The 24,858-nt window shown below is 60.3% G+C and carries 22 protein-coding genes; 8 read left to right on the top strand and 14 right to left on the bottom strand.

Annotated features, from left to right (window positions below):
- Positions 1 to 4 precede the first annotated feature (4 nt).
- On the bottom strand, positions 5 to 799 hold the full coding sequence (locus tag VH599_21215; GenBank protein HEY7350844.1) for a glucose 1-dehydrogenase: 795 nt from the start codon (positions 797 to 799) through the stop codon (positions 5 to 7).
- A gap of 60 nt (positions 800 to 859) precedes the next feature.
- Here VH599_21215 and VH599_21210 point away from each other — a divergent pair, with 60 nt between their 5' ends.
- A complete protein-coding gene (locus VH599_21210) occupies positions 860 to 997 on the top strand; it encodes a hypothetical protein (protein ID HEY7350843.1) in 138 nt (45 codons plus the stop codon).
- Positions 998 to 1,062: 65 nt separating this feature from the next.
- Entirely contained in the window at positions 1,063 to 1,512 is a 450-nt protein-coding gene (locus VH599_21205; GenBank protein ID HEY7350842.1) for a ClbS/DfsB family four-helix bundle protein, read from the top strand.
- Positions 1,513 to 1,555: 43 nt separating this feature from the next.
- On the opposite strand, the gene VH599_21200 is transcribed toward VH599_21205, so the two are convergent.
- Positions 1,556 to 2,818: a class I SAM-dependent rRNA methyltransferase gene (locus VH599_21200; GenBank protein ID HEY7350841.1), complete on the bottom strand. Its 1,263-nt coding sequence runs from the start codon at positions 2,816 to 2,818 to the stop codon at positions 1,556 to 1,558.
- Positions 2,819 to 2,884: 66 nt separating this feature from the next.
- On the opposite strand from VH599_21200, the gene VH599_21195 reads away from it, so the two are divergent.
- The gene (locus VH599_21195) at positions 2,885 to 3,688 is read left to right on the top strand and encodes a hypothetical protein (protein ID HEY7350840.1); all 804 of its coding nucleotides are present in this window, start codon (positions 2,885 to 2,887) and stop codon (positions 3,686 to 3,688) included.
- Positions 3,689 to 3,704: 16 nt separating this feature from the next.
- Here the strand turns inward: VH599_21195 and VH599_21190 are convergent, their stop codons facing one another.
- Positions 3,705 to 5,570 carry a transketolase gene (locus VH599_21190; protein ID HEY7350839.1) on the bottom strand — a complete coding sequence of 622 codons (1,866 nt, stop codon included), beginning with the start codon at positions 5,568 to 5,570 and terminating at the stop codon, positions 3,705 to 3,707.
- Between the two features lie 710 nt (positions 5,571 to 6,280).
- Here VH599_21190 and VH599_21185 point away from each other — a divergent pair.
- Complete coding sequence (locus VH599_21185; GenBank protein HEY7350838.1) at positions 6,281 to 6,688, top strand: Hsp20/alpha crystallin family protein; 408 nt, start codon at positions 6,281 to 6,283, stop codon at positions 6,686 to 6,688.
- Positions 6,689 to 6,724: 36 nt separating this feature from the next.
- Here the strand turns inward: VH599_21185 and VH599_21180 are convergent, their stop codons facing one another.
- Positions 6,725 to 7,288: a PadR family transcriptional regulator gene (locus VH599_21180; protein ID HEY7350837.1), complete on the bottom strand. Its 564-nt coding sequence runs from the start codon at positions 7,286 to 7,288 to the stop codon at positions 6,725 to 6,727.
- 229 nt (positions 7,289 to 7,517) lie between these two features.
- Between VH599_21180 and VH599_21175 the strand changes: the two genes are divergently transcribed.
- Positions 7,518 to 8,294: an alpha/beta hydrolase gene (locus VH599_21175; protein ID HEY7350836.1), complete on the top strand. Its 777-nt coding sequence runs from the start codon at positions 7,518 to 7,520 to the stop codon at positions 8,292 to 8,294.
- Positions 8,295 to 8,377: 83 nt separating this feature from the next.
- A complete protein-coding gene (locus VH599_21170) occupies positions 8,378 to 8,959 on the top strand; it encodes a hypothetical protein (GenBank protein HEY7350835.1) in 582 nt (193 codons plus the stop codon).
- A gap of 48 nt (positions 8,960 to 9,007) precedes the next feature.
- On the opposite strand, the gene VH599_21165 is transcribed toward VH599_21170, so the two are convergent.
- From VH599_21165 to VH599_21155, 3 genes are all read right to left on the bottom strand, one after another.
- Positions 9,008 to 9,907, bottom strand: coding sequence for an LLM class flavin-dependent oxidoreductase (locus tag VH599_21165; protein ID HEY7350834.1), 900 nt, complete (start codon positions 9,905 to 9,907; stop codon positions 9,008 to 9,010).
- A gap of 44 nt (positions 9,908 to 9,951) precedes the next feature.
- Positions 9,952 to 11,769: a serine/threonine-protein kinase gene (locus VH599_21160; GenBank protein HEY7350833.1), complete on the bottom strand. Its 1,818-nt coding sequence runs from the start codon at positions 11,767 to 11,769 to the stop codon at positions 9,952 to 9,954.
- 516 nt (positions 11,770 to 12,285) lie between these two features.
- Positions 12,286 to 12,474 (bottom strand): hypothetical protein, encoded by a 189-nt coding sequence (locus VH599_21155; GenBank protein HEY7350832.1) that lies wholly within the window; start codon positions 12,472 to 12,474, stop codon positions 12,286 to 12,288.
- Between the two features lie 96 nt (positions 12,475 to 12,570).
- Between VH599_21155 and VH599_21150 the strand changes: the two genes are divergently transcribed.
- Together VH599_21150 and VH599_21145 are read left to right on the top strand one after the other, a co-directional pair.
- Positions 12,571 to 14,412, top strand: coding sequence for an ABC transporter ATP-binding protein (locus tag VH599_21150; GenBank protein ID HEY7350831.1), 1,842 nt, complete (start codon positions 12,571 to 12,573; stop codon positions 14,410 to 14,412).
- Positions 14,413 to 14,435: 23 nt separating this feature from the next.
- Entirely contained in the window at positions 14,436 to 15,329 is an 894-nt protein-coding gene (locus tag VH599_21145) for a protein kinase (protein HEY7350830.1), read from the top strand.
- Between the two features lie 155 nt (positions 15,330 to 15,484).
- Here VH599_21145 and VH599_21140 read toward each other — a convergent pair whose 3' ends face one another.
- The 7 genes from VH599_21140 to VH599_21110 form a co-directional block, all read right to left on the bottom strand.
- Positions 15,485 to 16,285, bottom strand: a complete 801-nt coding sequence (locus VH599_21140) for an enoyl-CoA hydratase-related protein (protein ID HEY7350829.1) — start codon at positions 16,283 to 16,285, stop codon at positions 15,485 to 15,487.
- 57 nt (positions 16,286 to 16,342) lie between these two features.
- Entirely contained in the window at positions 16,343 to 17,353 is a 1,011-nt protein-coding gene (locus VH599_21135; GenBank protein ID HEY7350828.1) for an FAD binding domain-containing protein, read from the bottom strand.
- Positions 17,354 to 17,521: 168 nt separating this feature from the next.
- The gene (locus VH599_21130; GenBank protein ID HEY7350827.1) at positions 17,522 to 19,837 is read right to left on the bottom strand and encodes a molybdopterin cofactor-binding domain-containing protein; all 2,316 of its coding nucleotides are present in this window, start codon (positions 19,835 to 19,837) and stop codon (positions 17,522 to 17,524) included.
- A gap of 10 nt (positions 19,838 to 19,847) precedes the next feature.
- A complete protein-coding gene (locus VH599_21125) occupies positions 19,848 to 21,932 on the bottom strand; it encodes a S9 family peptidase (protein ID HEY7350826.1) in 2,085 nt (694 codons plus the stop codon).
- Between the two features lie 7 nt (positions 21,933 to 21,939).
- Complete coding sequence (locus VH599_21120) at positions 21,940 to 22,452, bottom strand: (2Fe-2S)-binding protein (protein ID HEY7350825.1); 513 nt, start codon at positions 22,450 to 22,452, stop codon at positions 21,940 to 21,942.
- A 62-nt stretch (positions 22,453 to 22,514) separates the two neighbouring features.
- The gene (locus tag VH599_21115) at positions 22,515 to 23,834 is read right to left on the bottom strand and encodes an AMP-binding protein (protein ID HEY7350824.1); all 1,320 of its coding nucleotides are present in this window, start codon (positions 23,832 to 23,834) and stop codon (positions 22,515 to 22,517) included.
- Positions 23,835 to 23,868: 34 nt separating this feature from the next.
- Positions 23,869 to 24,699 (bottom strand): IclR family transcriptional regulator, encoded by an 831-nt coding sequence (locus VH599_21110; protein ID HEY7350823.1) that lies wholly within the window; start codon positions 24,697 to 24,699, stop codon positions 23,869 to 23,871.
- Between the last annotated feature and the right edge of the window lie 159 nt (positions 24,700 to 24,858).

Genomic DNA, 24,858 nt, shown 5'->3' with positions numbered 1-24,858 from the left:
GTGTTCAGGCTTCGTCGAGCGGGCCAGCGTGGCCGCCGATGGTCAAGCCGCCGTCAATGACCATCACCGCGCCTGTGGTGAAGTTCGAGGCAGGCGAGGCCAGATACAGGGCTATGCCAGCGATCTCGTCGGGCGCGCCAATGCGATGCAGCGGGGCTATGGCTTCCACTGATTTGCGGATTTGCGGCGTTTCCACCAGCACGCTGGCAAAGCGCGTCTTGATGACGCCGGGCGCGATGGCGTTTACCTGAATATTGAATGTCCCTAGCTCCTGGGCCAGCGAGCGAGTGATGCTGATGATGGCGGCTTTGGTGGCGCTGTAGATGGCCTGCATGGTCCCCGGCTGGATGCCCGCGACAGAGGCGATGTTGATGATTTTGCCCGCGTTGCGCTCACGCATGCCCGGCACGACCAGCCGCGCCAGCCGCACTGCGCCCATGATGTTTGTCTCGAACATTTTGGCCCACATGCCATCGTCGGCATCGAGGATGGGGCCAAAATGAACATTGGTGGCGGCGTTGTTCACCAGAATATCTACGGGGCCAAAGGCGGCCTCGGTCTGCTGAACAAGCTGGCTCAGGTCATCCAGCCTGCCAATGTTGGCAGGCACGCCCAGGACGTGCGCCCCCGCTGCTTTGAGTTGTTCGACGGCTGCGGCGACACCTTCTGGCTTGCGCCCGACGATCACCACCCGCGCGCCCGCGCTTGCGAGCGCGTCGGCAATCGCCAGCCCGATTCCGCGTGTACTGCCGGTGACAATGGCGACTTTGCCAGTCAGATCAAAGTTTGGTAATGCCATCCGATAAGCCCTCCTGTTTCACCTACCTGGGGCTGCGAGGTATCCAGGTGTATCTTCCCGTTGCTCAAGCGTTCAAGCCTGGCGGCAATGACGTTCTGGGGAGTAGTTTCGCATATTGCCGCCGCGCTGTCTACTCTCTTCTGCGTGCTGCCAATGATGGTGCAGTTCATCCAGACCCGCAATCAGGACTCATCCTGACCGCATACGAGGGTATACTGAACACATACCATCAATTTTTGGAGGAGGCCATGTCAGAAGAAGCTATGTCAAAAGAACAACTGCTCCAGGAGTTCGCGGCGGCCTATGAGCAGTTCATCGCAGCAGCGACTGAGGCCGAGCAGCGTGGCGTGACCCGTCAGGGAGACACCTGGGGACCACGCGAGATTGTGGCCCATTTGGCAGGCTGGGAAGTCATGGCAACGGTGCGTCTTCCCAGGATTGCCGCTGGGTTGGCGCCCCTTGAGTTCTCAGACGAAACGCAGCAAGCGGTCATGAATGATGCGATCAACGCCACGATTGTCGCTATGATTGGAGAACAGCCCCTGGAGGCCGTGTGTGGCCTGCTGCGCCGGGCCTACCAGCGTGATGCCGAGATACTCAGGACGTTGGAGAACGCGCGCTTTCAACCGGGTGAGTACGTGTATGAACGAACGAAAGGCATCATCGAGCATTGCCAGGAACACTTGGAAGCGTTCGCTCCCGGGCGCCCGTGATTGTGGGATCATGCGCCGCGCTTTTGCAGGTGCGCGCATCCCACTAGCGCAGGCGACAGAAAACCGCCTTCAGGTAGGCGGTTTCGGGCATTGCCAGGTTGATCGGGTGATCGAAACCATGCCCAAAGACCTCCAGCAGTTGAACTTTGCGCCCCACACGTTGCGCGGCAGATGGTAGAATGGCGCCTGGCGCTGCTGGTGATGAGGATTTCTGGTACGACCCGCTTCGAGGGTATTGAAACAGCAGATCATCCAGACTAACAGCCCCCGAACACGAGCAGCTCAGCAAGATGCCTCCTGGCTCCAGCGCCTGCATGCCCAGCGTATTGAGCCGCCGGTAGGCGCGCAGCGCCTGGATTCTGGCCCCCTGGCTTTTGGCGAAGGCTGGCGGGTCCAGCACAACAACATCATAGCGTTCGCCGCGCTCCAGGGCCGCTTCCAGAAAATCGAACACGTCAGCGGCCACAAAGGCATGCCGCTCGGGGTCCAGGCCGTTCAGCGCGAAGTTGGCTCGCGCCGCTTCCAGCGCGGGCGCTGACGTATCCACGCTCGTCACCCGCGTTTGGGGGCTGGTCACAGCGGCATAGACGCCAAACGCGCTGGTATAGCTGAAGCAGTTCAGCACGTTTCGCCCCGTCGCATATTTCTGAAGGGCCAGGCGTTTATCTCGCTGATCCAGAAAGAAGCCCGTTTTCTGCCCCAGGCGGGGGTCTACCAGGAAGCGCAAACCATGCTCGCAGATTTCGATCTGTTCCGGTATCTCGCCAGCGACCACTGCTGGCGGTTCGCGGCGCAGCCCTTCGCGCGCCCGCCCGCTGGCGTCATTGCGCAGCAGCACGCCGCGCGGCTGCATGTCTTCCACCAGCGCCTGGACCAATGGCTCGCGCAGCCGCTCCATTCCGGCTGTCGAAATCTGAGCGACCAGATAGCCAGCATAGCTATCTATAATGACCCCCGGCAGACCATCCCCCTCTGAGTTGATCAGTCGGAAAGCGTTCGTGCGGTCATAGTCAAGCGCCTCGCGCAGCATTGCCGCCTGCCGGATGATCCGCCGCAGAAACGCGGCATCAATCGTCTCATCAGGATCGCGGGTCAAGAGGCGCACAGCAATATCGGTCCGGGGATGATAATAGCCGCGCCCGATAAACGCGCCCTCAGCCGCGCGCACGTCCACTATCTCACCGGGTTCAGCCGGGCGCGAAAGCTGGTGAATAGCCCCCGAAAAAACCCAGGCGTGTCCGGCCAGCAGCGGCGCTTCCCGGCGCGGCTTCAGCGAAACAGTAGGGTGACGCGCAGAACGCGGCATAGATAAGCTCCTTCTTGGATCGTATAGTATGATGACAGCGAAACTGGACAGGAGGAACTGGCTCGCGTGCGTGACGATTTCGACGGCGAACCACTTGACGCGCGCTGGACGCCCAGCCGCATTAACGGAGGAGAGGTGGCCTGTGCCTCATCCATCCTGCGCCTGTCTTTCGATCAGGCCACCGAAGGGCGCTATACCGACGCCCAGATAGACGACTACGCGCGCCTGAAACGCGCCAGCTATCCCTGGCATCCGCCCCTGCGTATGGAGGCGCGCGCCCGCGCTTCGCATCCCGCCGCGCACCCCAACGGCACCGGAGGCCGCTTTGCACTGGTGGGTACCGCTGGCTTTGGCTTCTGGAACCTCCCCTTTTCCACGCGCGGCCAGGTCTTACGTCTGCCCGATGCCGTCTGGTTCTTCTACGCTTCGCCGCCCTCGCAGATGCGGCTGGTTCCCGGCAACCCTGGCTGGGGCTGGAAAGCGCAGATCGTTCACGCGCAGCGCGTGGGCGCGCTGGCCGCCGGACTCCCCACACTGGCCGCCGTCGCCTGGGCGCGGGTCAGCGGCGATCAAGCTCCGGCGGCGCAGTGGGTGCAGCGTTTGAGCGGCGCGCGTGAAAGCGTCCTTGATACTGATCTTACCACCTGGCACGATTACCGGCTGGAATGGCGGCGCGAAGAGGCTCGCTTCTGGGTGGATGGCTCGCTCGTCTTTACCGCGCCCAACCCGCCGCGCGGCCCGCTTGGCTTCGTCGCCTGGATTGATAACCAGTACGCCATCGCCACCCCGCGCGGCGCGTTACACTTCGGCACGCTCAACGCCGGGCCGCAGTGGTTGGAGATTGATTCGCTGACTATCGCGCCGCTCTAAAGCCTTCCCCTCTGCATCAGTCGCTCGCCACAGCCACGCTCTTGAGCGCGCGAGCAGCCTCAACGATGTGGCTGGCGTCAATGCCAGCGGCAGCCATCAGTTCTTCTGGCTTGCCGGAGCCGGGCATGTTCGTCACGGCCAGCTTGGTCACGCGCAGATGAGGCAGGCCAGCGCCCGCCAGCGCCTCCAGCGTCGCGTCGCCCAGGCCGCCTTCTATCCAGTGATCTTCCACCGTCACCAGTCTGCCGCCAGTGGCTCGCGCCGCCTCCAGCAGCGTCTGCCCATCAATGGGCTTGACGGAGTAGGCGTCAATCACCCGAATCGCCACGCCCTCGCCCTTCAGTTGGTCATAAGCTTTTAGGGCTTCATGCAGGGTGATGCCTGCCGCCACCACCGTCACTTCGTCGCTGTCCGAGCGGCGCACCACTTTGCTGCCCCCAATAGGGAAGAGTTCATGGGCTGGATAGATGATCGGTGTCTTCTCACGGGTCGTGCGCAGGAAGCTGATGCCGCGCTGATCGGCCATCGCTGCCACCAGCCGGACGGTCTGATTCGCATCGCAGGGGTACAACACTTTGCTGCCGCCCACCGCGCGCATCATTGCCAGGTCTTCCAGCGCCATCTGCGACGGGCCATCTTCGCCGATAGAGACGCCCGCGTGCGAGCCAACGAGGCGAAGATTCGCTTGTGAAACGGCGGCCATGCGAATAAAGTCGTAAGCGCGCGTGAAGAACGCCGCGAACGTCGAGGCGAACGGCGTCCAATGACGCACGCTCAGGCCAACCGCCGCCGCTACCATCTGCTGCTCCGCGATATACATCTCGAAAAAGCGATCTGGGTAAGCGCGGGCAAAATCCTCGGCAAACGTCGAGTTGCTCACTTCGCCGTCCAGCGCCACCACGTCTGGCCGCGCCGCGCCCAGCGCCTTCAACGCCTCTCCATAGGCTTTGCGCGTGGCAAGCGCCAAGCCAACCTCGTAGCTGGGCAATTGAGGCACTGGCGCTGCCGGGTGGGGAGCCTCTTTCATTGGCGCGGGCGCCTGGGGCTTGACAATCAGATGCCGCTCGCCGCCCAGCCCTTTGATTGCCTGTTCGGCCATGTCCGGGGGCAGCGCCTTGCCATGCCAGCCGTTTTTGTTCTCAATCTCTGAAAAGCCTTTGCCCTTCACCGTCTGAGCCACGATCAACGTTGGCGCGCTCCCCTGGGCGTTCGCCGCCGTGCTGTACGCCTTGTTGATCTCCTCGAAGTTATGACCGTTAATCTCGATGCTTTCCCAGCCAAAGGCGCGAGCGCGATCCGCATAGGCGCGGCTGTTCCAACCAAGCTCGGTTTCGCCGCGCTGGCCCAGCCGGTTCATATCCAGAATGGCGATCAGGTTATTCAGCCGGTAATGGCTGGCGTGATCGAACGCCTCCCAGACGGAGCCTTCGGCCATCTCGCTGTCGCCCAGCACGACCCAGATACGATAGGGCAGCTTCTCCAGATACTTGCCCGACAGCGCAATGCCCACGCCAATAGGCAGCCCCTGGCCCAGCGATCCCGTTGCTACATCCACCCAGGGCAGCGCGGGTGTAGGATGCCCCTCCAATCGGCTGCCAAACGTGCGCAGGGTCATCAACTCTTCCTCCGAAATGGCCCCGGCGGCTTTATACAGAGCATACAGCAGCGGGGAAGCGTGACCCTTGGAGAAAATCAAATGGTCGTTGTTCGGGTTCTGCGGATTGTCAAAATCGTAGCGCAGATAACTGCTCAACAGAACCGCCATCAAATCAGCCGCCGACATCGAGGACGTTGGATGCCCTGAGCCAGCCTTCGTCGTAGAGCGAATGCTATCAACGCGAAGCTGCTGGGCAAGCTCATGCCACTCTTGCACAGTTGCCATCTTTCACTCCCTTTTAGAGAACTGCGCAGAACTGCCCCTTCGGAGGTAGCCCGCACTCGGTTGCCTCACTCCAGGATATGCACTTGGCGGACCAGATGCGCACAAATTGCGCCATCGCCCAGATCAGCAGGTATGTTCATCATACCACTTGAGCGGGCTAGCTTCATCCTCCGCTCTCAGCAAGAGGTTTTTTATGGTGATCTGTGTGAGGGAGCCAGTTTCTGTCAGACTAAGCAAGAAGGAGTAGTCTTACTACGTAGGAAGGATGATGCAAAGACACAAAAGAACCGATACGCTAGAGATAGTTATATAAGAAATATGAAAATCGCTTCAGGGAGGTTTCTCTCATGGCCCGCACGCTGCATCTACCCGGTTGGCATCGCGCCTCAAAGCATCTCTCCTCGCCTCTTTTTCCCCGCTTTCTCATTTTTCTCACCCTCTGCTTACTGATGTATTATATCCTGCGTAAACAACAAAAGCTCTTCTCGGAGCTGCGGCTTCCTTCAACGGTCATTCCCCCAACGGTCATCCCGCCAAGGATAATCCCCCAGAGGTAATCTCCCCACCTGACGTCAACGCATCTTTACCCCTCCTCGCTGGCGAGGAGGGGTACCACTGGCTGCCTCTCGCATTCAACAGGGTTTAGTATGGTATGCTTATGTCAGTCCTTCGTTTTCAGCGCGCGTGACCACTTGAGCCGGGAGGGATACATGCCAGACCCATCTGTTCTCCAGCATATCCTCGTTAAAGTTTATCGTAGCGCAGATCGCTTGATGGTAGCGACGCCGATGCCTGGAGTAGAGCCGGAAGACATCTCGGTTGAGATCACGGGTGAGAATCGGCTGATTCTCCAGAGCCGCTGGCGCGGGGAATTGAAGGGGATCAAGCAGCAGCTTGTCAACGAATGGCGGCCAGGCGGCTACTATCGAGAGCTGGAGCTTCCCCATGCTGTGGATGGAACGCTGGCGAACGTGACCTATAACAATGGGATTGTGGTAGTCGCCTTACCTCTGGCGGAGCAGACGCGCCCGGCCCGGTTGGCGCTGGACGTGCTGGAAGCCACTCATGGCGTCCTCGCCCGCAACGCGGGACATCCTGTGCGGCCACGTCACCCTTGACCATTCCTGGCGCCGGATGGCCCCTTTCATCTGGCGCTATAGCCTTGACGAGCCTGTTTCTCTGGCCTGCTGTGCTGCCTGTTCGAGCATCTCAGCCATCCAACTACACCAGGCAGCGTAGCTGCGCTCATATTCCAGCCCTCGTTGCAGCGTGGCATACGAGGCGAACTCTGGCGTATCCGTCTGGCGCAGACGCGCCGCGCTCGTCTGCTTTAGTCTGGCCTCGATCTGCTCATACTTTGCCAGGCGCTGGGCGTGATACGCCGCCTGACCCCGAAAGAACGGGATGCCTTGATCCGGATCAGTCAGCCACACGGAAAACGCTTTGAGCATCAACTCATCGCGGTCAGGGGCGACATGGACCGGGGTTGTCACCCATTCTCGCAGCGCCACCCGCCCAGCTTCCGTGATCATAAACAGCTTCTTGTCTGGTCTGTCCTCCTGCTCGATGCGTTGGTGCGTTACCAGTCCCGCCGCTTCCAACCGGGCTAGCTCTGGATAAATCTGCCCCGGCAGCGCGTGCCAGAAGAAGCCGATTGGCTCTTTCATCAACCGGGCAAGGTCGTAGCCGGAGCGATGGCTGCGAGCAAGAAGCCCCAGCAGGGCATAGCTCAGGGTAATAATAGCGCGCCTCCTCTTAACAACTTGACACGGGCCGAACAGCGGGATATACTCTGCTTTGATATATCAATATTGAAATAGAATACTCTTGATATATAGCACTGTTGTGCTATATCACTTATTTGCATTGTAGCAAAAGCTGACCCGGCTCGCAAGAGCAGCGGCTTGTTGTCTTTTGTGTGAAAAGATAACTCAGGAGGATGCCCACATGAATCGTACCAGCCGATGGCCGCTGCTGATCTTTCTGTTTCTGCTTGCCGCTTGCGGTTCAGGGACGCCTGCCGGGTCTGTGGCGGCGCTCAGCCCAACGCCAACGCCGACGCCGGGCATCACGCCGACGCCAACCATTCCCACCGTCGCCGCGCGCCTGGTGCATTTCATGACCTCGGACCATGTTCGGCTTGCCGGCCTGCTCTATGGGCGGGGCAAAACGGCAATCATCTGCTCGCACGAGTTGTTCACCACGAAGGCTATCTGGCGCGACAGCGGCATGCCACAGCGCCTGGCCCAGCTTGGGTATCTGGCGCTGGCCTATGACTTTCGCGGCTATGGCGATTCGTTGGGGGTGAGCGATCTGAGCGTTCTGGATGTGGACCTGCGCGCGGCGGTAGGGTTTGCGCGTCAGCAAGGAGCGACGAAGATCGTCCTGATGGGTTCGAGCATGGGCGGATCAGCTTCGCTCAAAGTGGCCGCCACCGAGCCAGTCACCGCCCTGATTACCCTCTCTGCTCCGCAGCAGTGGTCGCCTTTCCCGCTCAGCGATAGCGATGTGCAGGCGATCAGCGCCCCTAAACTTTTTGTGAACAGCGAGTACGACGATTACGCTGACCAGACCACCCACATGTATACGATTGCCACAGAGCCAAAGCAGCTTCGGATGTATCCTGGAGTGGCGCATGGGACCGCCATTTTCGGGACGGAAAATGGCGCCAGCCTGATCCAACTGCTTCTGAACTTTATCGCGCGCTACGCGCCCGCCAGCTAGCCGAAATACCCTCTTGTTGGAAAGCTCAGTTCCTTATATACTATGGACGCCGTCTCTGTATTATGAAGGGGAGGTTTTTTTACATGAAATTTCGAGATTCCTGGCGTCCTCTCTCGGTCATGCTGTTGATTGGCCTGGCTGCTGGTATTGCCAATGTCCTGCTGTTCATCTTTGTGATGAATCCGCTGACAGAGGGAGGAAAAGAGGATGAGGTAGCCGTCAGCACCTATGTCCTCAATTTGTTTGTCGGGTGGGTCTTTTTTTCCGCCTGGTTTTTAGCCAGGGCCGATGATGAGTTGAAAAAGGTGGAGGAGGCGGTCCATAAAGGCGATAAGGAAACCTTTCTAGTCGAGGCTCCCAAGCAGATTGCCCTGAGTATTCGCATCCTCTATTTTGCGATCTCGGCGCTTGTGCTCTTGTCGTTCCACTTATTTCACATGGGAAACTCGCTGGTCACGATTGAGACGCAGTTCGGTATGGGATTTCTGGTCATTACTACAGCCCTCTTCCTGTGGGATCTGGATGAACCCATCGGCGGGGCTGTCGGTGTCACAGATGCGCCAGAGGAATGGCTGCAAGAACTGCGTGAGCGAAAAGCATTGATGAGGGGCGCGCCTGCAAGCCAGAAGACAGCAGAATCTGTCGAGGCCAAGAGACACGGATAATATCGTATCCCGCTGAACGCCGTCTCGGCGGCAGTACACGCGAGGTTTTCAGGAGGTGGCGCGTGCCTGGGCGATCTGCGTTCGCGCGGCAGGCGCTACCTCGGCGGCGAAACGCTCCAACTGGCGCAGGCGGTCATCGGCGGGCCAATAGATGAAGGTGTCCATCCCGACCTCAACGGCCAGGCGCGTGAGTTCGTCAACCCAATAGTCTACAGGGCCAGTGAGGAACCCTTGCCTGGGGCCATCGGTGATAAGGCCCATGATGTTGTAGAGTCGGCGAACCGCCTGGGGCTGGCGGCCAGCGGACAGGGCGGCGTCGGTGATGCGCTGCTGCATCTCTGGCAGGCGTTCCGGTGGGGCGTAGGAGCTGCTGGGAAGCCAGCCATCAGCCAGGCGTCCCGTCAGCCCCAGCCCACGCGGGCCATAGACGCCCAGCCAGAGACCGATGGGATGCGCCGGGCGTGGACCAGGGCGCGCGCCTTTGATGGTATAGTGCCTGCCCGCGAAGCGCAGGCCAGGGCTGCCGCTCCAGAAACCCTTGATGATCTGCGCGGCCTCTTCCAAAGCCTCGATGGACTCGCCTTTGCTGCGGCCTGGCCCTCCCATCGCTTCTATGCCAGCCAGAAACGCGCCCGCGCCCAGGCCAAGCTCCACGCGCCCGCCGCTGAGGACATCCAGCGTTGCCGCCGCCTTCGCCAGCATAGCGGGAGGGCGCAGAGGCAGATTAGCGACATTGGGGAAGATATGTACTCGCTCCGTGGCCTGGAGGAGCGTGGCGATCAAGGTCCAGGTGTCCAGAAAGCCCGTGTTGTAGGGGTGGTCCTGAATGCCGATGTATTCCAACCCCGCTTGCTCAATCGCGCGAGTCAGCAGCAAGGGCCAGCCTGGATCGTTCGCGGTAGGATCGACGTTCCCGCCAAAACGCACCTCTTGATGGAAATCGCTCACGGGTGCTCCGCCTTTCTCGTTGCCAGATCGCTCTGATGAAGTATTTATTGCGCCTGCCAGACGTGTACTGTTTGATCGGCGCTGCCGGAGGCGACACAGGCGCCATCAGGAGACCATCCAACCACCAGCACCTTCTGCGTGTGTTCACGGTAGGTGAACAGGAGCATGTTGGAGATGGCGGCTCGCATGGTGACACGTCCGTCTTCGCTGCCGCTGGCAAGCATTTTCCCGTCGGGCGACCAGGCGGTGGCGCGGGCGGGGGCGTCGGGATTGTGAGGGGACATAAAGACATTGCCGCCGCTGGCAGCATCCCAATTCTGTACCGTCTGATCGCGGCCCACAGTAGTAATACGCTTCCGATCAGCCGACCACAATATGATCTCCACGATGGCGTGGTGGCCTTTGTAGATCAGCGGCTTTCGCTGGGAAGTCGGCTTCCAGAGGTGAACGGTCTGATCGGCGCCTGCTGAAGCCAGGTAGGTTCCATCGAGTGACCAGGCAAGAGCCGTAATAGCGCGCGTGTGCCCGCGATAGGTGTGGAGGGTTTGCCCGCTCACCGCATCCCACACCTGCACCAGGCCATCATCACTTCCAGATGCCAGATGCTTTTTATCGAGCGACCAGGAGACGGCTGTGACCCTTGAGGTGTGTCCCTGATATTTCACGATGCGGCTGCCGGTTGCTATGTCCCACACCTGGACGGTGGCGTCCCAGGAGCCGGAGGCCAGATGTTTTCCCTTGGGCGACCAGGCCAGCGATGTCACTGTGTTGGTATGCCCGCGATAGATGAGCAGGGTTGTCCCTGGCGCAGGTTTGACCTCCGGCGGAGGGTGCAGCGCGGCTGATGCCCTGGATTCCTGGGGCGCGGGCGTGGTGGGAGGAGTGGGTGAACGCGGCTTCCTTGCGGGCGCTGCTGGAGCGGATTGGTCGGATGCGGCACTCGCTGCATCATCAGAGGGGGCAGGGTTTCGATACAGAGGAAGCAGGTTTGGCGTCACTTTGGGCTGCGTGCTTGAAAAAGAGGGGCGCTTGATTAAACGGCGCGGCCTATCTTGCAGGATAGCCCGCTCCAGGGCGCTTGAGAACTCCTGGACAGAAGGAAAGCGGTCCTGCGGATTTTTTGCCAGAGAGCGTAGAACGACCTGCTCGATAGCTTCGGTGAGATGAGGCGCTCTGGCACGCAGCGAAGGCGGAGGTCGCTTCAAGTGCTGAGCTACAATATCACTCACTGTGCCGAGAAAGGGCCACGTGCCGCTCAGCCATTCATAAATGACGATGCCCAAGGAGTATTGGTCGCTTGGCGGGCAAGGTCTGCCGTCAATCTGTTCAGGGGCCATGTAGGCTACAGTGCCTGCTACCGCAGAGCGCGGCTGGGTGTGTGAGCGTTGGATGGCTACGGCCAGCCCAAAATCGCTGAGCAGCACCTCTTGATGTCGTCCGAGCAGAAGATTTCCTGGCTTGATGTCGCGGTGAATCAACTGCTGCTGATGCGCGTAGCGCAAGGCGGCGGCGACATGTTTGACATAATCCAACACCATTTCAGGCGGGAGTTGCTCACCTGCGGGGTGGCGATCTCTGAGGGTGCCGTTGGGGGCATAATCCATGACCAAAAAAGGGGTACCTTGCTCAATACTGCCTTCCAAGATACGGACAATATGAGGATGGATGAGCCGGGCCATGACTTGCGCCTCGCTGAGAAAGGCATGTCGGTCCTGCTCGGTGAGGAAGACGGGAAAGATTTTGATGGCTGCTTCGGTCTTCAGATAGTGGTGCTGGCCCAGGTAGACCTTGGCGTAGCCGCCTTCTCCGAGGAGGCGAAGCAGATGATAATTGCCAAGCTGCTGCCCCACGTAGTCGAGCATGACCGGCCCCCTCATCCAAAAGTCCTGGTACGCCAGGGGCGTGCGATGCAGGTAGCAAGAACGCAGTATTTAAGCTGAACCAGTATTATCATAACCAGCCTATTTCTTAACTACATGGACGATACGACCAGTATTATACTCTTTATTGCCTGGAAATGGAACGGTTGGTGTCAGAGTCTTCCAAACGCAAGGGATTATATACAAGAGGAGTGAACGTAGCAAGTGTTAGAGTGCAGCGTTCTATCCCGCTATCGGGGTCTTGTGGGGGCGCTGTTAAAACACTGTTAAAATCTGGCACAAAAGTTGCCACACCATCCCCAGCCCGAACGGCTGTTCTGCCGGGTTGCTGATACTCCAGGTCGTTGGAAAAGGTGGTTCTTGCTGGACAGGCGCTTCTGCCAATGGCCTGGAGGACTGGCTCTGAGAAGATAGGCGCACAGGTTGACGCGCCGGAAGAAAGTAGTTTAACAGAAAAGGAGGTATGAAAACCGAGAGTCTCTTCTCAAGAATGACCCTTTACATGCTGATAAGTGATCTACCAGATAAAACACTATACCAATTTCTAGAATCAAGGAGAAAAATATGAGCAGCTTTTGCAACTTCCACCCCAAAAAGAAAAGACATAAGAAACATCGCGTCCACCACAGCAGCAGCAGTAGCAGCAGCAGCAGCAGCAGCAAGAAATCCAGGAACAAGAAGAAGCACCGCTGGTAAGCTTCTGTAACACCGTTCTGCGAGAAACAGGGAGTGATAGCACTGCCGAATGGCTTGCTATCACTCCTTGCCTGAAGGGATGGATGGATGGCTGGATTTCGGGTAACGCGCGGCAGGGCCGCTGCAAAGGCAGTGGCAGATCAATCACCTGTGGCTCCAGCGCCCGCGCTGTCGGTGTGGCAAATCTTCCGGCGCTTCTGGCCCTACACGCGGGGATACCGCCGCTGGTTCTTGCCCATCTTGCTTTTTGTGATCCTCGCCCCGGCCATAGAAACGGTTACTATCTGGATGTATAAGCTGCTGGTGGACGAGGTACTGCTGCCACGCGATCTGGAACTCTTTGGTTGGATAGCACTTGCTTATCTTAGCCTGCTCCTTCTGGACGGCCTGGTGAGTTTTTGCGATCAGTATCTTTCCACCTGGGTTGCGGAGCGTTTTTTGCTGTCACTGCGCACCAACTTCTTTCGCCATCTGCACACGCTGTCGCTCGATTTTTTCGAGCAGCGCCAACTCGGTGATATTCTTGCGCGGCTAACCAGTGATAGCTCAGCAGTGGAGGAGTTTGTCCTTTCAGGGATTGTCTCGATCCTTACCTACCTGTTCCAGATTATCTTCTTTATTGGGGCGCTGTTCTATCTCCAATGGGAGCTTGCGCTGATTACGCTGTGTGTCGCGCCGCTGTTCTGGCTTGCTGCCCGCTATTTCTCGCGCAAGATTAAGCGCGTCTCGCGCGAGCAGCGGCGTTTGAGTGGATCGATCAGTGCTGTTGCTGAGGAGAGCCTTTCCAATGCTCAGCTTGTCCAGGCATACAATCGCCAGGACGAGGAGGTTGATCGCTTCTATCAAGGGAACCTGGGCCGTGTAGCTGTGCAGATGGCCTCGACCCGCCTCAAAGCGGTCTATAGGCCGCTGGTTGATATTATCGAACTGGGCGGTGTGCTTGCCGTTGTGGGCCTGGGCACCTGGGAACTCACCAGAGGGCAGCTTTCCATTGGCGGTCTGCTTATCTTCATCGCCTACATCAGCCAGCTCTACAGCCCTATTCGCAGCCTTACCAGCCAGGCCAACTCTTTCTCTTCCGCTTCGGCCAGCGCCGAGCGAATCATCGAGTTCCTTGACCAGAAGCCTGGAGTGACAGAGCGCCCGGACCCGACGCCGCTGGAACGAGCGGAAGGGACTATCAGGTTCGATGGGGTGTCATTTCGCTATCCAGGGACGGAGTATGAGGCGGTTTCAGAGATCTCGTTGCAGATCAAGCCAGGGGAGATTCTGGCGCTTGTGGGGCCGAGCGGCGCGGGCAAATCAACGCTGACTAAGCTGCTGCTGCGCTTCTATGATCCAGCGACGGGCCATATCCTGCTCGATAGTCATGATCTGTGTGACCTGAGTCTGCACGCGCTGCGTGAGAACGTTGCCGTTCTTCTTCAGGAGACGCTGGTCTTCGATGGCACGATTCGGGAAAATATTGCCTATGGGCGACCAGGGGCGACAGATGAGGAGATTGTCAGCGCGGCGCAGGCAGCCGACGCGCATGAGTTTATCACCGCTCTGCCGGATGGGTACAACACCATCGTGGGGCAGAAGGGCCGCCGCCTTTCCGGGGGGCAGCGCCAGCGGATCGCTATTGCTCGCGCGCTGATACGGAATGCTCCCATTCTGCTGCTGGATGAGCCGACCACTGGCCTGGATGTCGAGTCGGGGCAGCATATTCTGGAACTGCTCCGGCGCTTGATGAGCGGAAGGACGACGATCATAATTTCCCATCAGCTTATGATGGTGCGTGATGCGAGCGCGATTGTGGTGCTGGATCATGGGCGCATCATCGAACGGGGTACCCATCAAGAACTGCTAGAGCAAGACGGCGCTTACGCGAAACTCTATAAACTCCATCACGCTGATACGTCAATTTCGCTGGTTAGCAGCATCTGAGTGAGAGTCTTATGAGGGATACAATGCTTCTACAAGAGCAGCAGGAAGCGCCAGCGGCGCCGGTGGCTTCCCTAAGAGACAAAAGCAGCGATGACAGGCATGACGCTGGCGAGGACATCCCGCCACTGGCAGCGGGGACGCTCCTTGCGCCTGGCTACAGCGTTGTTGACCATCTCCGTCGCACGCGCACCTACGATATTTACGATGTGTGGAGCCACGAGCGGCATTGTAGCTGTGTCGCCAAGGCGCTGAGGGCGGATTGCCTGGACGACCTGGATGATCGGCGCAGGCTTCGCCGCGAAGGGCGGCTCCTCCAGCGGTTCTGCCATCCGCATCTGGTTCGCGCATATGAGGTGATTGAAGCCCCACATCCCATGATGATTCTGGAGACGCTGACAGGGGACACGCTTGAGGCGCTGCTGGATGAGAGGCGGCGTCGGCTCCCACTTTCGGATGTGGTGTACCTGGGCCTGCATCTCTGTTCGGCGGTGCGTTATCTTCACTTGCACCGGCTGCTGCATCTGGACCTGAAACCTTCCAATATCATCTCTACCTGTGGAGTGGCGAAAGTGCTTGATCTGAGCCTTGCTCGCCCGCCTGGACGGGGACACCGGGGCGCGGGGACACGTATCTACATGGCCCCGGAGCAGGCGCGTGGCGATCTGGTGAGCGCGGCCACTGATGTATGGGGGATAGGGGCGGTTCTTTTTGAGGCTGCCAGCGGCTTGCGCCCGTTTGCTGGCTATGACAAGCGCATGAAGTATCCCCAACTGGAGCGCCGGGCGGTGTCAATTCGCTCGCATCGCCGTGTCCCGGCGCTGTTCGCACAGGCTGTTGATGGCTGTCTTGAGCCTGATCCTGCGCGTCGTCCCGCCGTTGATGAACTCTCTGACATGTTGCAGCGGCTGGTGTTATGAATTGGCTACAGAGAGGGCAATCGCCGAAGGATGATCGGGGTCGTGGTAGACCGACAAGACGGCTCAGCATGGTCATGAGGCTGCTCCCGTGTTATTTTAGGCAGAAGGGTAAGACCGCGCCTGCACACTCCCCAGGCGCGGTCTTTAGCCGTCGGCTAGCGACCCTGGAACTGCGCCTGCCGCTTTTCGACATAAGCGGCAATGCCTTCTTTGGCGTCTTCGCTCTGGAAGAGGAGCTGCTGCAACTCTCGCTCAATCGCCAGCGCCTCGGAGAAGGCGACTTCCGACCCTGACTGGACCGAACGCTTGATGCGCCCGACGGCTTTGGCGGCTTTGTTGGGGGGGCAGAAGCCGCGCGCGAAGTCCATGACCCGATCCCAGTAGCCTTCCGACTCATAAATATAGTTGATCAGCCCCAACTCCTGGGCATCCTCGAAGCTGATGAGTTTGCCTTCGATCATCAGTTCGATGGCTTTGTTCTTGGGCAGCGCACGCGCCAGCCGCTGGGTGCCGCCGGTGCCGGGCAGCACGCCCAGATTGACTTCCGGCAAGCCAACTTTGCCGCCGCCCCGCCGCGCAATGCGAATGTCGCAGGCCAGAGCGATCTCCAGGCCGCCGCCAACAGTGTGCCCGTTGAGCGCCGCGATGACCAGCTTGGGCGTCTGCTCCAGGCGCGTCAGCGTCTCGTTGGCGTGCAGGCAGAAATAATACTTGAAAGTCGGCGTGACCGCGTTGAGCATGCTGATCTCCGCGCCCGCGCTGAAGAACTTCTCGCCAGAGCCGCGCACCAGCAAGACATGTACGCTTTCATCGAAACGAGCCTGCAAGATGGCCGCGTCAAGTTGACTCATCATCTCGAAGCTGTAGGTGTTGGCCGGGGGATTGGTAAGCTCGATGACGCCAATGCCTTCGGTGGCGGTATAGTTGACCAGGGTTCGTTCTGCGGTTGTACTCATGGTTCCCTTTCCTTTTCCTTTCAACAAGAGGAGCGACGCTGCTGCTATGTATGGTACTTACTGTGCCAGGAGCGCCTCCAGCGCGCGGCGCGTATATGATTTTACCATCCGGCGGCGCAGGGCAATCGTGCCAGGGGTGTTGTCCATCGGATGGGCCAGGCGATAGGCGCTTTCTGCGGCGCTTTCGATCAGTTCCGGCGTCCATCGCTGCCCGCGCAGCATCGTTTCGACCTCTGGCAGGGGTAATGGTTGGGTCGCCACCGCCTGAAGCACCACGCGCACGTCGGCGCAGGTATCGCCGTCGAAACGAGCAGCGGCGGCCACGCTAGCAATGGGGAAGTCGAACGAGCCGCGCACGCGATACTTTTCGTAGACTGAGCGCCAGCCCGCGCTTGAGGCTGGCAGGTAAATATCGGTCAGTACTTCGCCGTCGTGCAGGCGTACCGGGTGAATGCCATCATCGTGATACAGTTCGGCAATGGGCCTGATGCGATCACCCGCCCTCGAGGCGATGCGCACGGTTGCCCCAAAGGCCATGAGCGCGGGCGCGGTGTCGCAGGACGAGACGGCATAGCAGCCTTCGCCGTTGGGCGCGACGCGGCAAATCTCCGAGCCTTTCTTCAGGCAGCCATCGCGGGCCTTGCGCCAGAACGCCGATTGGTTGTAATAGTTGCAGCGCGTGTCCAGGCAGAGGTTGCCGCCAATCGTGCCCATCTGGCGAAGCTGCGGCGTGGAAATGCTATCCGCTGCTTGGGCCAGCGCCGCATAATGCTGCTGAACCAGCGGCGAACGCGCCACTTCGGTGAGCGTGACGCCCGCGCCGATGCGCAGGCCATGCTCAGGATGGTAAGTGATGCCGCGCAGGGCAGAGACGGCCCGCAAGCCGACGACGACTTGCGGCGTGAAGATGCGGTGCTTCATGTTGGGCAGCACATCCGTTCCCCCGGCCATCAACATGGCGCGGGCCTCCGGGTCTTTATCAATGCCGCCCTCAAACTCGCTCAGCCAGCCCAGCGCCTCTTCTACCGTTCGCGCCGAGCGATATGCAAACCTGGGTAGTCGCATCATCGCGGCATCACCCCCTTCTTTAATTGCAATCGTAGTTTTTAGAATGAACCCCCGCGTGTACCGCCGCCGTCCCTGGCGGCGCAACGCTGCGCAAACGCGAACGTTGCTCACTGAAGCGTCGCGTTCGCTCAGGCGTTCGGTTGGCCGCCGAGACGGCGGCGGTACGAGTTACACTGGCACAGCAGGCGCTTTCGGCTGTGGGCGCGGGCTGCTGGCTTTCTGGCGCTGCTGCGCCTTCAGGGCTTGGGCGATCTTGTCGGGCGTGATCGGCGTGCTGTCCACGCGCGCGCCGATGGCGTCATAGACGGCGTTGGCAATCGCCGGAATGATCGGGTTGAGCGGCCCTTCACCGGCCTCTTTCGCGCCATACGGGCCTTCCAGGTCGTGCGTTTCGACGTGCATCGCCACGATTTCTGGCGTGTCGTAGATCGTCGGCAGCTTGTATTCCAGCAGCGATGGAATCTTGTGCAGCCCCTTGCGGAACACCTGCTCTTCCAGGACAGCTTCGCCAAAGCCCATATAGGCGCTGCCCTCGATCTGCCCCTCAACCAGCGTGGGATTGAGCGCCCGCCCACAGTCGTGCGCGACCCACAGCTTTTCGACCTTGATGTCGTAGGTCTCCGGGTCTACCTGCACCTCGGCCACGCAGGCGGTATAGCTGTAAGCTGGCGAGATGCCCACGCCCGAACCCTTGAACTGGCCGCCGAGCTTGGGCGGCTTGTACGAGCCAACGGCGCTGAGCGTGCCGTGTACTGATTCGGCTTTCTCCGCCGCTTCGGCGAAGGAGACGCGCTTTTCAGGGTCGTCGGTACAGAAGATAGCGCGGTCAGCGGCGGTCAGGCGCTCAGCCGGAACGTGCAGCAGTTCGCTGGCGGCCTCCAGCAGCCAGGCGCGCAGCTTCAACGCTCCCTCGCGCGCGGCGTTGCCCGCCATGAAGGTGACGCGCGACGAGTAGCTGCCCAGGTCTACTGGCGTCAGATCGGTGTCGCCGGTATAGACGCGAATGTCGGAAAGTTCGACGCCAAGCTCTTCAGCGACGACGGTTGCCAACATGGTATCGGACCCCTGGCCGATGTCGGAGGAGCCGCACAGGACGGCCACGCCGCCGCCGCGATCAATGGTGACGATCACGCCGGAGTGCGGCATATCGTTCCAGTAGATGGCTTTGCCCGCGCCCGTCACATAGGAACTGATAGCGACACCTAGCCCGCGCCCCGGCGGCAGACGATGGCGGCGCGCCTTCCAGTCCGAGGCCGCGACAACTTTGTCCACACATTCGACCAGCCCGCAGCTTGTGACGCGCAGGCCGTTGACTGTTGCGGAGTACGGCTCGATAGCGATCTGCTGGCGATAGGCCGCTGGATCGAGGCCAAGCTGCTCAGCGATCTTATCAAGCTGGCACTCGAAGGCGTAGCGTGGCTGGGTCGAGCCGTGTCCGCGCTTGGGGCCGCAGGCGGGCTTGTTGGTATAGAGGCGCATGCCGTCGAACTTGTAACGCGGAATCTTGTAGGTGACGGTGAGCAATGCGCCGGTATAATAGACGGTGGCGAGGCCATAGCTGGCATACGCGCCGCCATCCAAAAACGTTTGCAGATGGACGGCGGTAATCGTGCCGTCCTGCTTGACACCCGTCTTCAGAATCATCTTGACGGGATGCCGCCCGCGATGGCAGTAAAAGACTTCTTCGCGGCTGAGCGTGAACTTGATGGGCCGCCCATGTCTCTTAGCGAAGAGGCAGGCCGCGAAGTCATGCGCGAACGGCTCGCACTTGCCGCCGAAGCCGCCACCAACCGGCGGCACAATCACACGCAGATGGCTGCGCGGTATCTCCAGAACCTTGGCGACTTCGCGGTGAACGTAGTGCGGCGTTTGCGTCGAGGTCCAGAGCGTGATCTTGCCGTCGGCGTTGCAATCGGCCACGCATGAGTGTTCTTCCATAGGCGCGTGTGTCGTCCCCTCGAAGAAGAACGTATCTTCGCGGACCAGATCAGCTTCCTCGAAGCCCTCTTGCACGCTGCCAAAGTCCAGGTGAACCTCTTTCATGACATTGCCGCGCTTCATCTCTTCGTGAATCTTGAGGTCTTCGTGGGCCAGCGCCTCTTCAATGGAGAGCACCGCCGGAAGTATCGTATAGTCAACTTCGATCAGGTCCAGCGCCTCTTCGGCGGTTTCTTCGTCTATCGCGCAGACAGCCGCAACCGGCTCGCCCACGTAGCGCACTCTCTCGATGGCGAAGGGGTACTCGTCCTGGGTGGTGGGCATGATGCCGAACAGGTTGGGCAGATCATGCCCGGTGATGACATCGAGGACGCCAGGCAGGGCACGCGCCCGCGAGGTATCCAACCGCGTAATCAGCGCGTGCGGGTGGGGGCTGCGCAGAATGCGCCCCGAGGCCATGCGCGGGAGCTTCATATCGTCGGCGTAGCGCGCCGCCCCGGTCACTTTCGCGTAGCTATCAATCTTGGGAAGCGATTTGCCAATCATCGGAAACTCCCTACTCGTGCGGAGCCTGAACGGTCCCCTCGACGGCTGCGCCAACAGGCGCGGCCTCTTCGGCTGCTTTACTTTGCTCACCCTTCAGATAACGCTCGAACCAATCCAGCGTCAGTTTCCACTGGAAGTAGCGATGGAGCGGCGCGGCGCTCGCGGCAATGATATGGCTGGCGCCGGGGAAGCGAATGAGTTCCACCGTTTGACGCCGTACCCGCAGCGCGCTGAGCATCTGCTCGCCCTGCTCGATGGGGCAGCGATAATCGTTTTCCGCCTGAAGCAGCAGCAGCGGCGTGGCGATATTCGCCACGTAGGTGATGGGCGAATGCTCGCGGTAGAGCCGCCAGCTTTCTTCGCTGGCCCAGAAGTCGCCAAACTTCGGCGGGAACCAGAGCGCGCCGATGTCGCTGACGCCGTAAAAGCTGGTCAGGTTGGAAATCCCATTGACCGAGACGGCAGCGGCAAAGCGTGTCGTATGCCCCACGATCCAGTTTGTCATGTAGCCGCCGTAAGAGATGCCGGTGACGCCCAGCCGCGCCGGGTCTACTTCGCCCCCGGCCAGTACAGCATCAACGCCCGCCATCAGATCGAGATAATCTTTTTTGCCCCAATCGGCGGCGCGGGCGAACTGCACGCCATAGCCATTGCTGCCACGCGGATTGAGATAGAGCGAGGCGTAGCCTGCTCCGGCAAGCGCCTGCGCCTGGAAGAAAAAGCTGTGGCCCCAGGAGCCATTCGGCCCGCCGTGAACGTGCAGAATCAGCGGATAGGGGCGTCGGCGCTCCGCGTCATTCGGTTTGTAGAGCCAGCCTTCGATCTCCCAGTCGTCGGGGCCGGTGAAGCTGATGCGCTCCGGCGCAGCCAGTGTGACCTCTTCCAGCAGGGCGCGGTTGGTTTCGGTGATGAACCGCAGCGAACCGCCGCTGGCAGGCACGACGCAGACCTCGTAGGGCTGGGTAGCTGTGGCGGCAAGACAGACGAGCGTTTTACCGTCAGCCGCGCAGGATACCCTTGCCACATCCACCGCGTCGTTTGAGACGCGCCGCGTTTCTCCCGACTCCAGCGAAAGAGCGAAGATGACGCTGCTGCCCTGATCGCCGACAGTAAAATAGAGGCTTTTTCCATCGGGCGCCCAGGCGGGAGCCGCTGGATCAGGAAACAGGTAGTCTGGCTGAATCCCGCCCCAGCCCCGGTCTAGTGACGCGGTGAGATTGCGCTGATCGCCGCCCGCCCGCGAGACAATCCAGACCTGGGTGTCATAGTAGGGGTGTCTGGTCATGTCGAGGTCGGCATAAAAGGCGAGCGTCTGCCCGTTGGGCGACCAGGCGGGGAAGGAGGCGCTCAGGCTGCCATCGGTGAGGCGCTTCAGTTCGCCGCTCTCTACGTCTACTGTCCAGATGTCGGCGGCGAACGTATGCTCGGCGTCTTTCTGGCGATTGGCGACAAAAGCGATCAGCGCGCCGTCGGGCGACCAGACCGCCTGTCCATCATCGTAATTTCCGGTTGTCAACTGGCGCGGCTCGGCTCCTGGCTCGTCTACCGCGATGAGGAACAGGTGGCTGCGCCGATCCAGGAAGCCGCGCCCATCAAAGCGCGTCTGGAGCGCGCGCTGGAGGCGCAGGCGTGGCGCACTCTTTTCCAGATCGGCGTGTGCTTTGAGCCAGTCCACTTCCTGGGGGATTTGCTGCTCGTCGGTTTCCGGGCCGGAACTATAGCAGAGGCGCTTGCCATCGGGGGACCAGACCGGCGAGGTCGCGCCATCGGGCGCGGTGGTCAGGCGGCGGGCTTCGCCCCCGCTTACGTCCATCACGAAAATCTGTGGTTTGCTTTCGTGGCGGGCGGAGACGAAGGCCAGGCGCTTGCCGTCGGGCGACCAGGCTGGCTGCATGTCCTGGGTTTCGCCGCTGGTGAACTGGCGTGTCTGGCCGTCCGGCAATGCCGCCAGCCAGATAGCCGAATGGAGCGTATTGTGCGTCTCATCGTAGCCGCCCACTACGTAGGCAACGCTGGCCCCGTCGGGCGAGACCTGCGGCTCGCTTACCAGCTTGAGCGACCAGAAATCCTCCAGGGTGAGCGGGCGTTTTGCCATGTCTCTGTTATCCTCCTGCCTGTGCGGCTGCTGCCTCTATGGTTGGCGACTCGCGCATGCGCTCAGCGGCCAACTCTACTGCTTCAATAATTTTAGTATACCCCGTACAGCGGCAGAGATTTCCGGCCAGCGCCGCTTTGATCTCATCGCGGGTTGGGCTGGTGTTGTGATCGAGCAGGGCCGCGCCGCTCATCAGGAAGCCGGGCGTGCAGTAGCCACACTGCGCCGCGCCGCGCTCTGCGAACGTCTGCTGCAAGGGGTGCAGGCGGTTTTCGCGCGCCAGACCTTCAACCGTCGTAATCTCTTCGCCCTGCGCCTCAACCGCCAGCATCAGGCACGAGAGGACCGGCGCGCCATTGACCAGCACGGTGCAAGCCCCGCAGTGTCCAAGTTCGCAGCCATGCTTGGTTCCAGTCAGGTCAAGCTCCTCGCGCAGCGCCTCCAGCAAGGTCTTCAGCGGAGACACTGCTACTTGTGACGTTTCCCCGTTGACACGAAACGTCATTAACTGCTTTTCCACGACAAGCCCTCTTTCGTAGTGTAACCTATCTGTTCGGTTGGCCTCGTCTGCGTAAAACTCTATCAACTGCCTGCTTTACTACGAAGATCAACGACGCGCCGGGCTTTGAGTTCAAAGCGGGGCAGCGTGCCGGATGGCACAGCGCGTACCGGCACGCGCAGGCTCAGCCCCTGACGCAGCGCCATCTCCACCCGCGATACAATCTCTTCCGGGCATTCCAGGTCCAGCGCAATCTCATCAAGTTCGTCGGCTTTGGTGACAGTGATACGAAACTCTTCTACTTCAGGGAAACCGCGCAGCACATCTTCGATGCTGGCTGGATAGACATTCACGCCGCGCACAATCAGCATACCATCTAACCGCCCCAGCACGCCGCCGGGTAAGGTCAGATAAGCGCAGCCGCATGCGCACGTTGTTGGGCCGCGCTGCACCAGATCGCCGGTGCGATAGCGAATGGCGGGCGTACCCCAGCGGCCTAGATTCGTCAGCACCAGTTCGCCGCGTTCTCCCTCGGCAACTGGCTGGCCTGTCAGCGGGTCCATAATCTCGGCAATAAACTCGGCCTCATTCACATGAACAGCATCCTGATTCAGACAGGTGAACCCATACGCGCCCATCTCTGTCATGCCCAGGTGATCGTAGGTGCGCGCGCCCCAGGCCGTTTCGATGCGCCGTCGCGTGTTTGGAATTGACGCGCCCGGCTCCCCCGCGTGAATCGTCAGGCGCACATCGGAGCCAGCAATATCAATGCCCTCGGCCTGGGCCACTTCCGCCAGGTGCAGGGCGTATGTTGGCGTGCAGACCAGGACGGTTGCCTTCGTCGCCAGCATGGTCTGGAGGCGCTGTACAGAGGTCTGGCCGCCGCCCGGCACGATCAGCGCGCCCACGCGCTTCGCGCCCTCATACGCCGACCAGAAGCCAATAAAGGGGCCAAATGAAAAGGCCAGGAAGAGAATATCTTCATCGGTGACGCCTGCCGCCTGATAAATCACGCTCCAGCAGTCGGCCCACCAGTCCCAGCTTGCGGGCGTGTCCAGAATCTTGAGCGGCTGGCCGGTGGTCCCGGAGGTTTGATGCAGCCGCAAATAGCTGCGCAGGGGATAGGTGAGGTTTGTGCCATACACCGGATGCTCAAGCTGATCGGCGATCAGTTCGCCCTTGGTCGTGAAGGGCAGTTGTCGAAAAGCTGCCTCATCACGAATGCTCTGGGGGTAGAGGCCAGCGAACTTGCGCTGATAGAAGCCATTGCTTGCCAGGATGTGCTGCAAACCAGCCTGCACGCGCTCAAGCTGGTGGGCCGCTATGGCCTCGCGGCTGGCCGTCTGAAGGGCAGCTTGCAGGGTCTGAGTCTCGGTCAGCGGCGCTGCTGGTCTAGGGTGCATAGCTGGTAGCTCCTTTGACGAGTAATGAGAAACGCTATCTGGCTCCTAACGATTGAGAGATGGCCTCCGCTTCCGCGCGCAACTGCTGCCGGGCGCGCTGCAACGCCTCCCCGCCAAAGTGCGAGGCGAAGCCTACTACCCAGAGCAAAGCCACCAGCATGCTGCCTGGGCCATAGATCGGCGCGGCTACGGCGTTGATACCCGTCAGGTATTCCTCGTGGTCTTCGCCAATGCCGGTACGAGCCGTCTCCTCTACAGCCGCCAAAAACTGGTCGGGATCGGTAATCGAGCGCGCCGTAAATGCGGGCAGCGAATGCGCGCGCAAAAACGCCGAGCGTTTTGCCACCGGCCAGGCCGCCAGCGCCACGCGAGCGGTTGCCCCCGCCAGCAGTGGTATGCGCCCGCCGCGTCGGGCAGAGATACGCAGCGACGGATGCTCGCTCTCATTCTCAATACATTCCAGAATGTGGATACGGTCTTCTTCGACCCGTCCCAAAAAAACGGTCTGGCCGATATTGGCGGCCAGACGGCGCATCACCGGCAAGGCGAAGCGCCGCAGGTCAGGGCGCTGTCCACTCGCTTGCGCCAGGTCGAAGATGCGCGGTCCCAGGATATAGCGGCGGTCTTCGGACTGTTCAACGACCCGATTGCTCTCTAGCGTTTTGAGCAGGCCGTGTACACTGCTTTTGCTCATCCCCAGCGTGCGAGCCAGATCTGAAAGGGTCAAGCCCTCCTCGGAGACGCTGAGCAACTCAAGCAGGCGGAAGGCGCGCTCGACCATCGGCGCGGCGACAGTGGAGGCTGCCGCGTCGGGCTGCTGCGTCTCGTACTGTTGTACGTCATGCTGAACATGCTGTTCTGCCATACGAACACTATACCTTGCTGTGGGCGCGCTGTCAAGCCCTAAAAAGCTCGCTGGCAGGTTTGAGGCGGTCTAAACCCACAACACAACAGGCCAGAGAAGAAATTATTTCTTCTCTGGCCTGTTGTGTTGTGGGGGTTCAAGAAGCTCCTGGCTTTGCGT

The sequence above is a fragment of the Ktedonobacterales bacterium genome (assembly GCA_036557285.1).
Lineage (GTDB): Bacteria > Chloroflexota > Ktedonobacteria > Ktedonobacterales > DATBGS01 > DATBHW01.
Note: the sequence above shows the minus strand (reverse complement) of the source record. Positions and strands in the feature narration are given on the sequence as shown.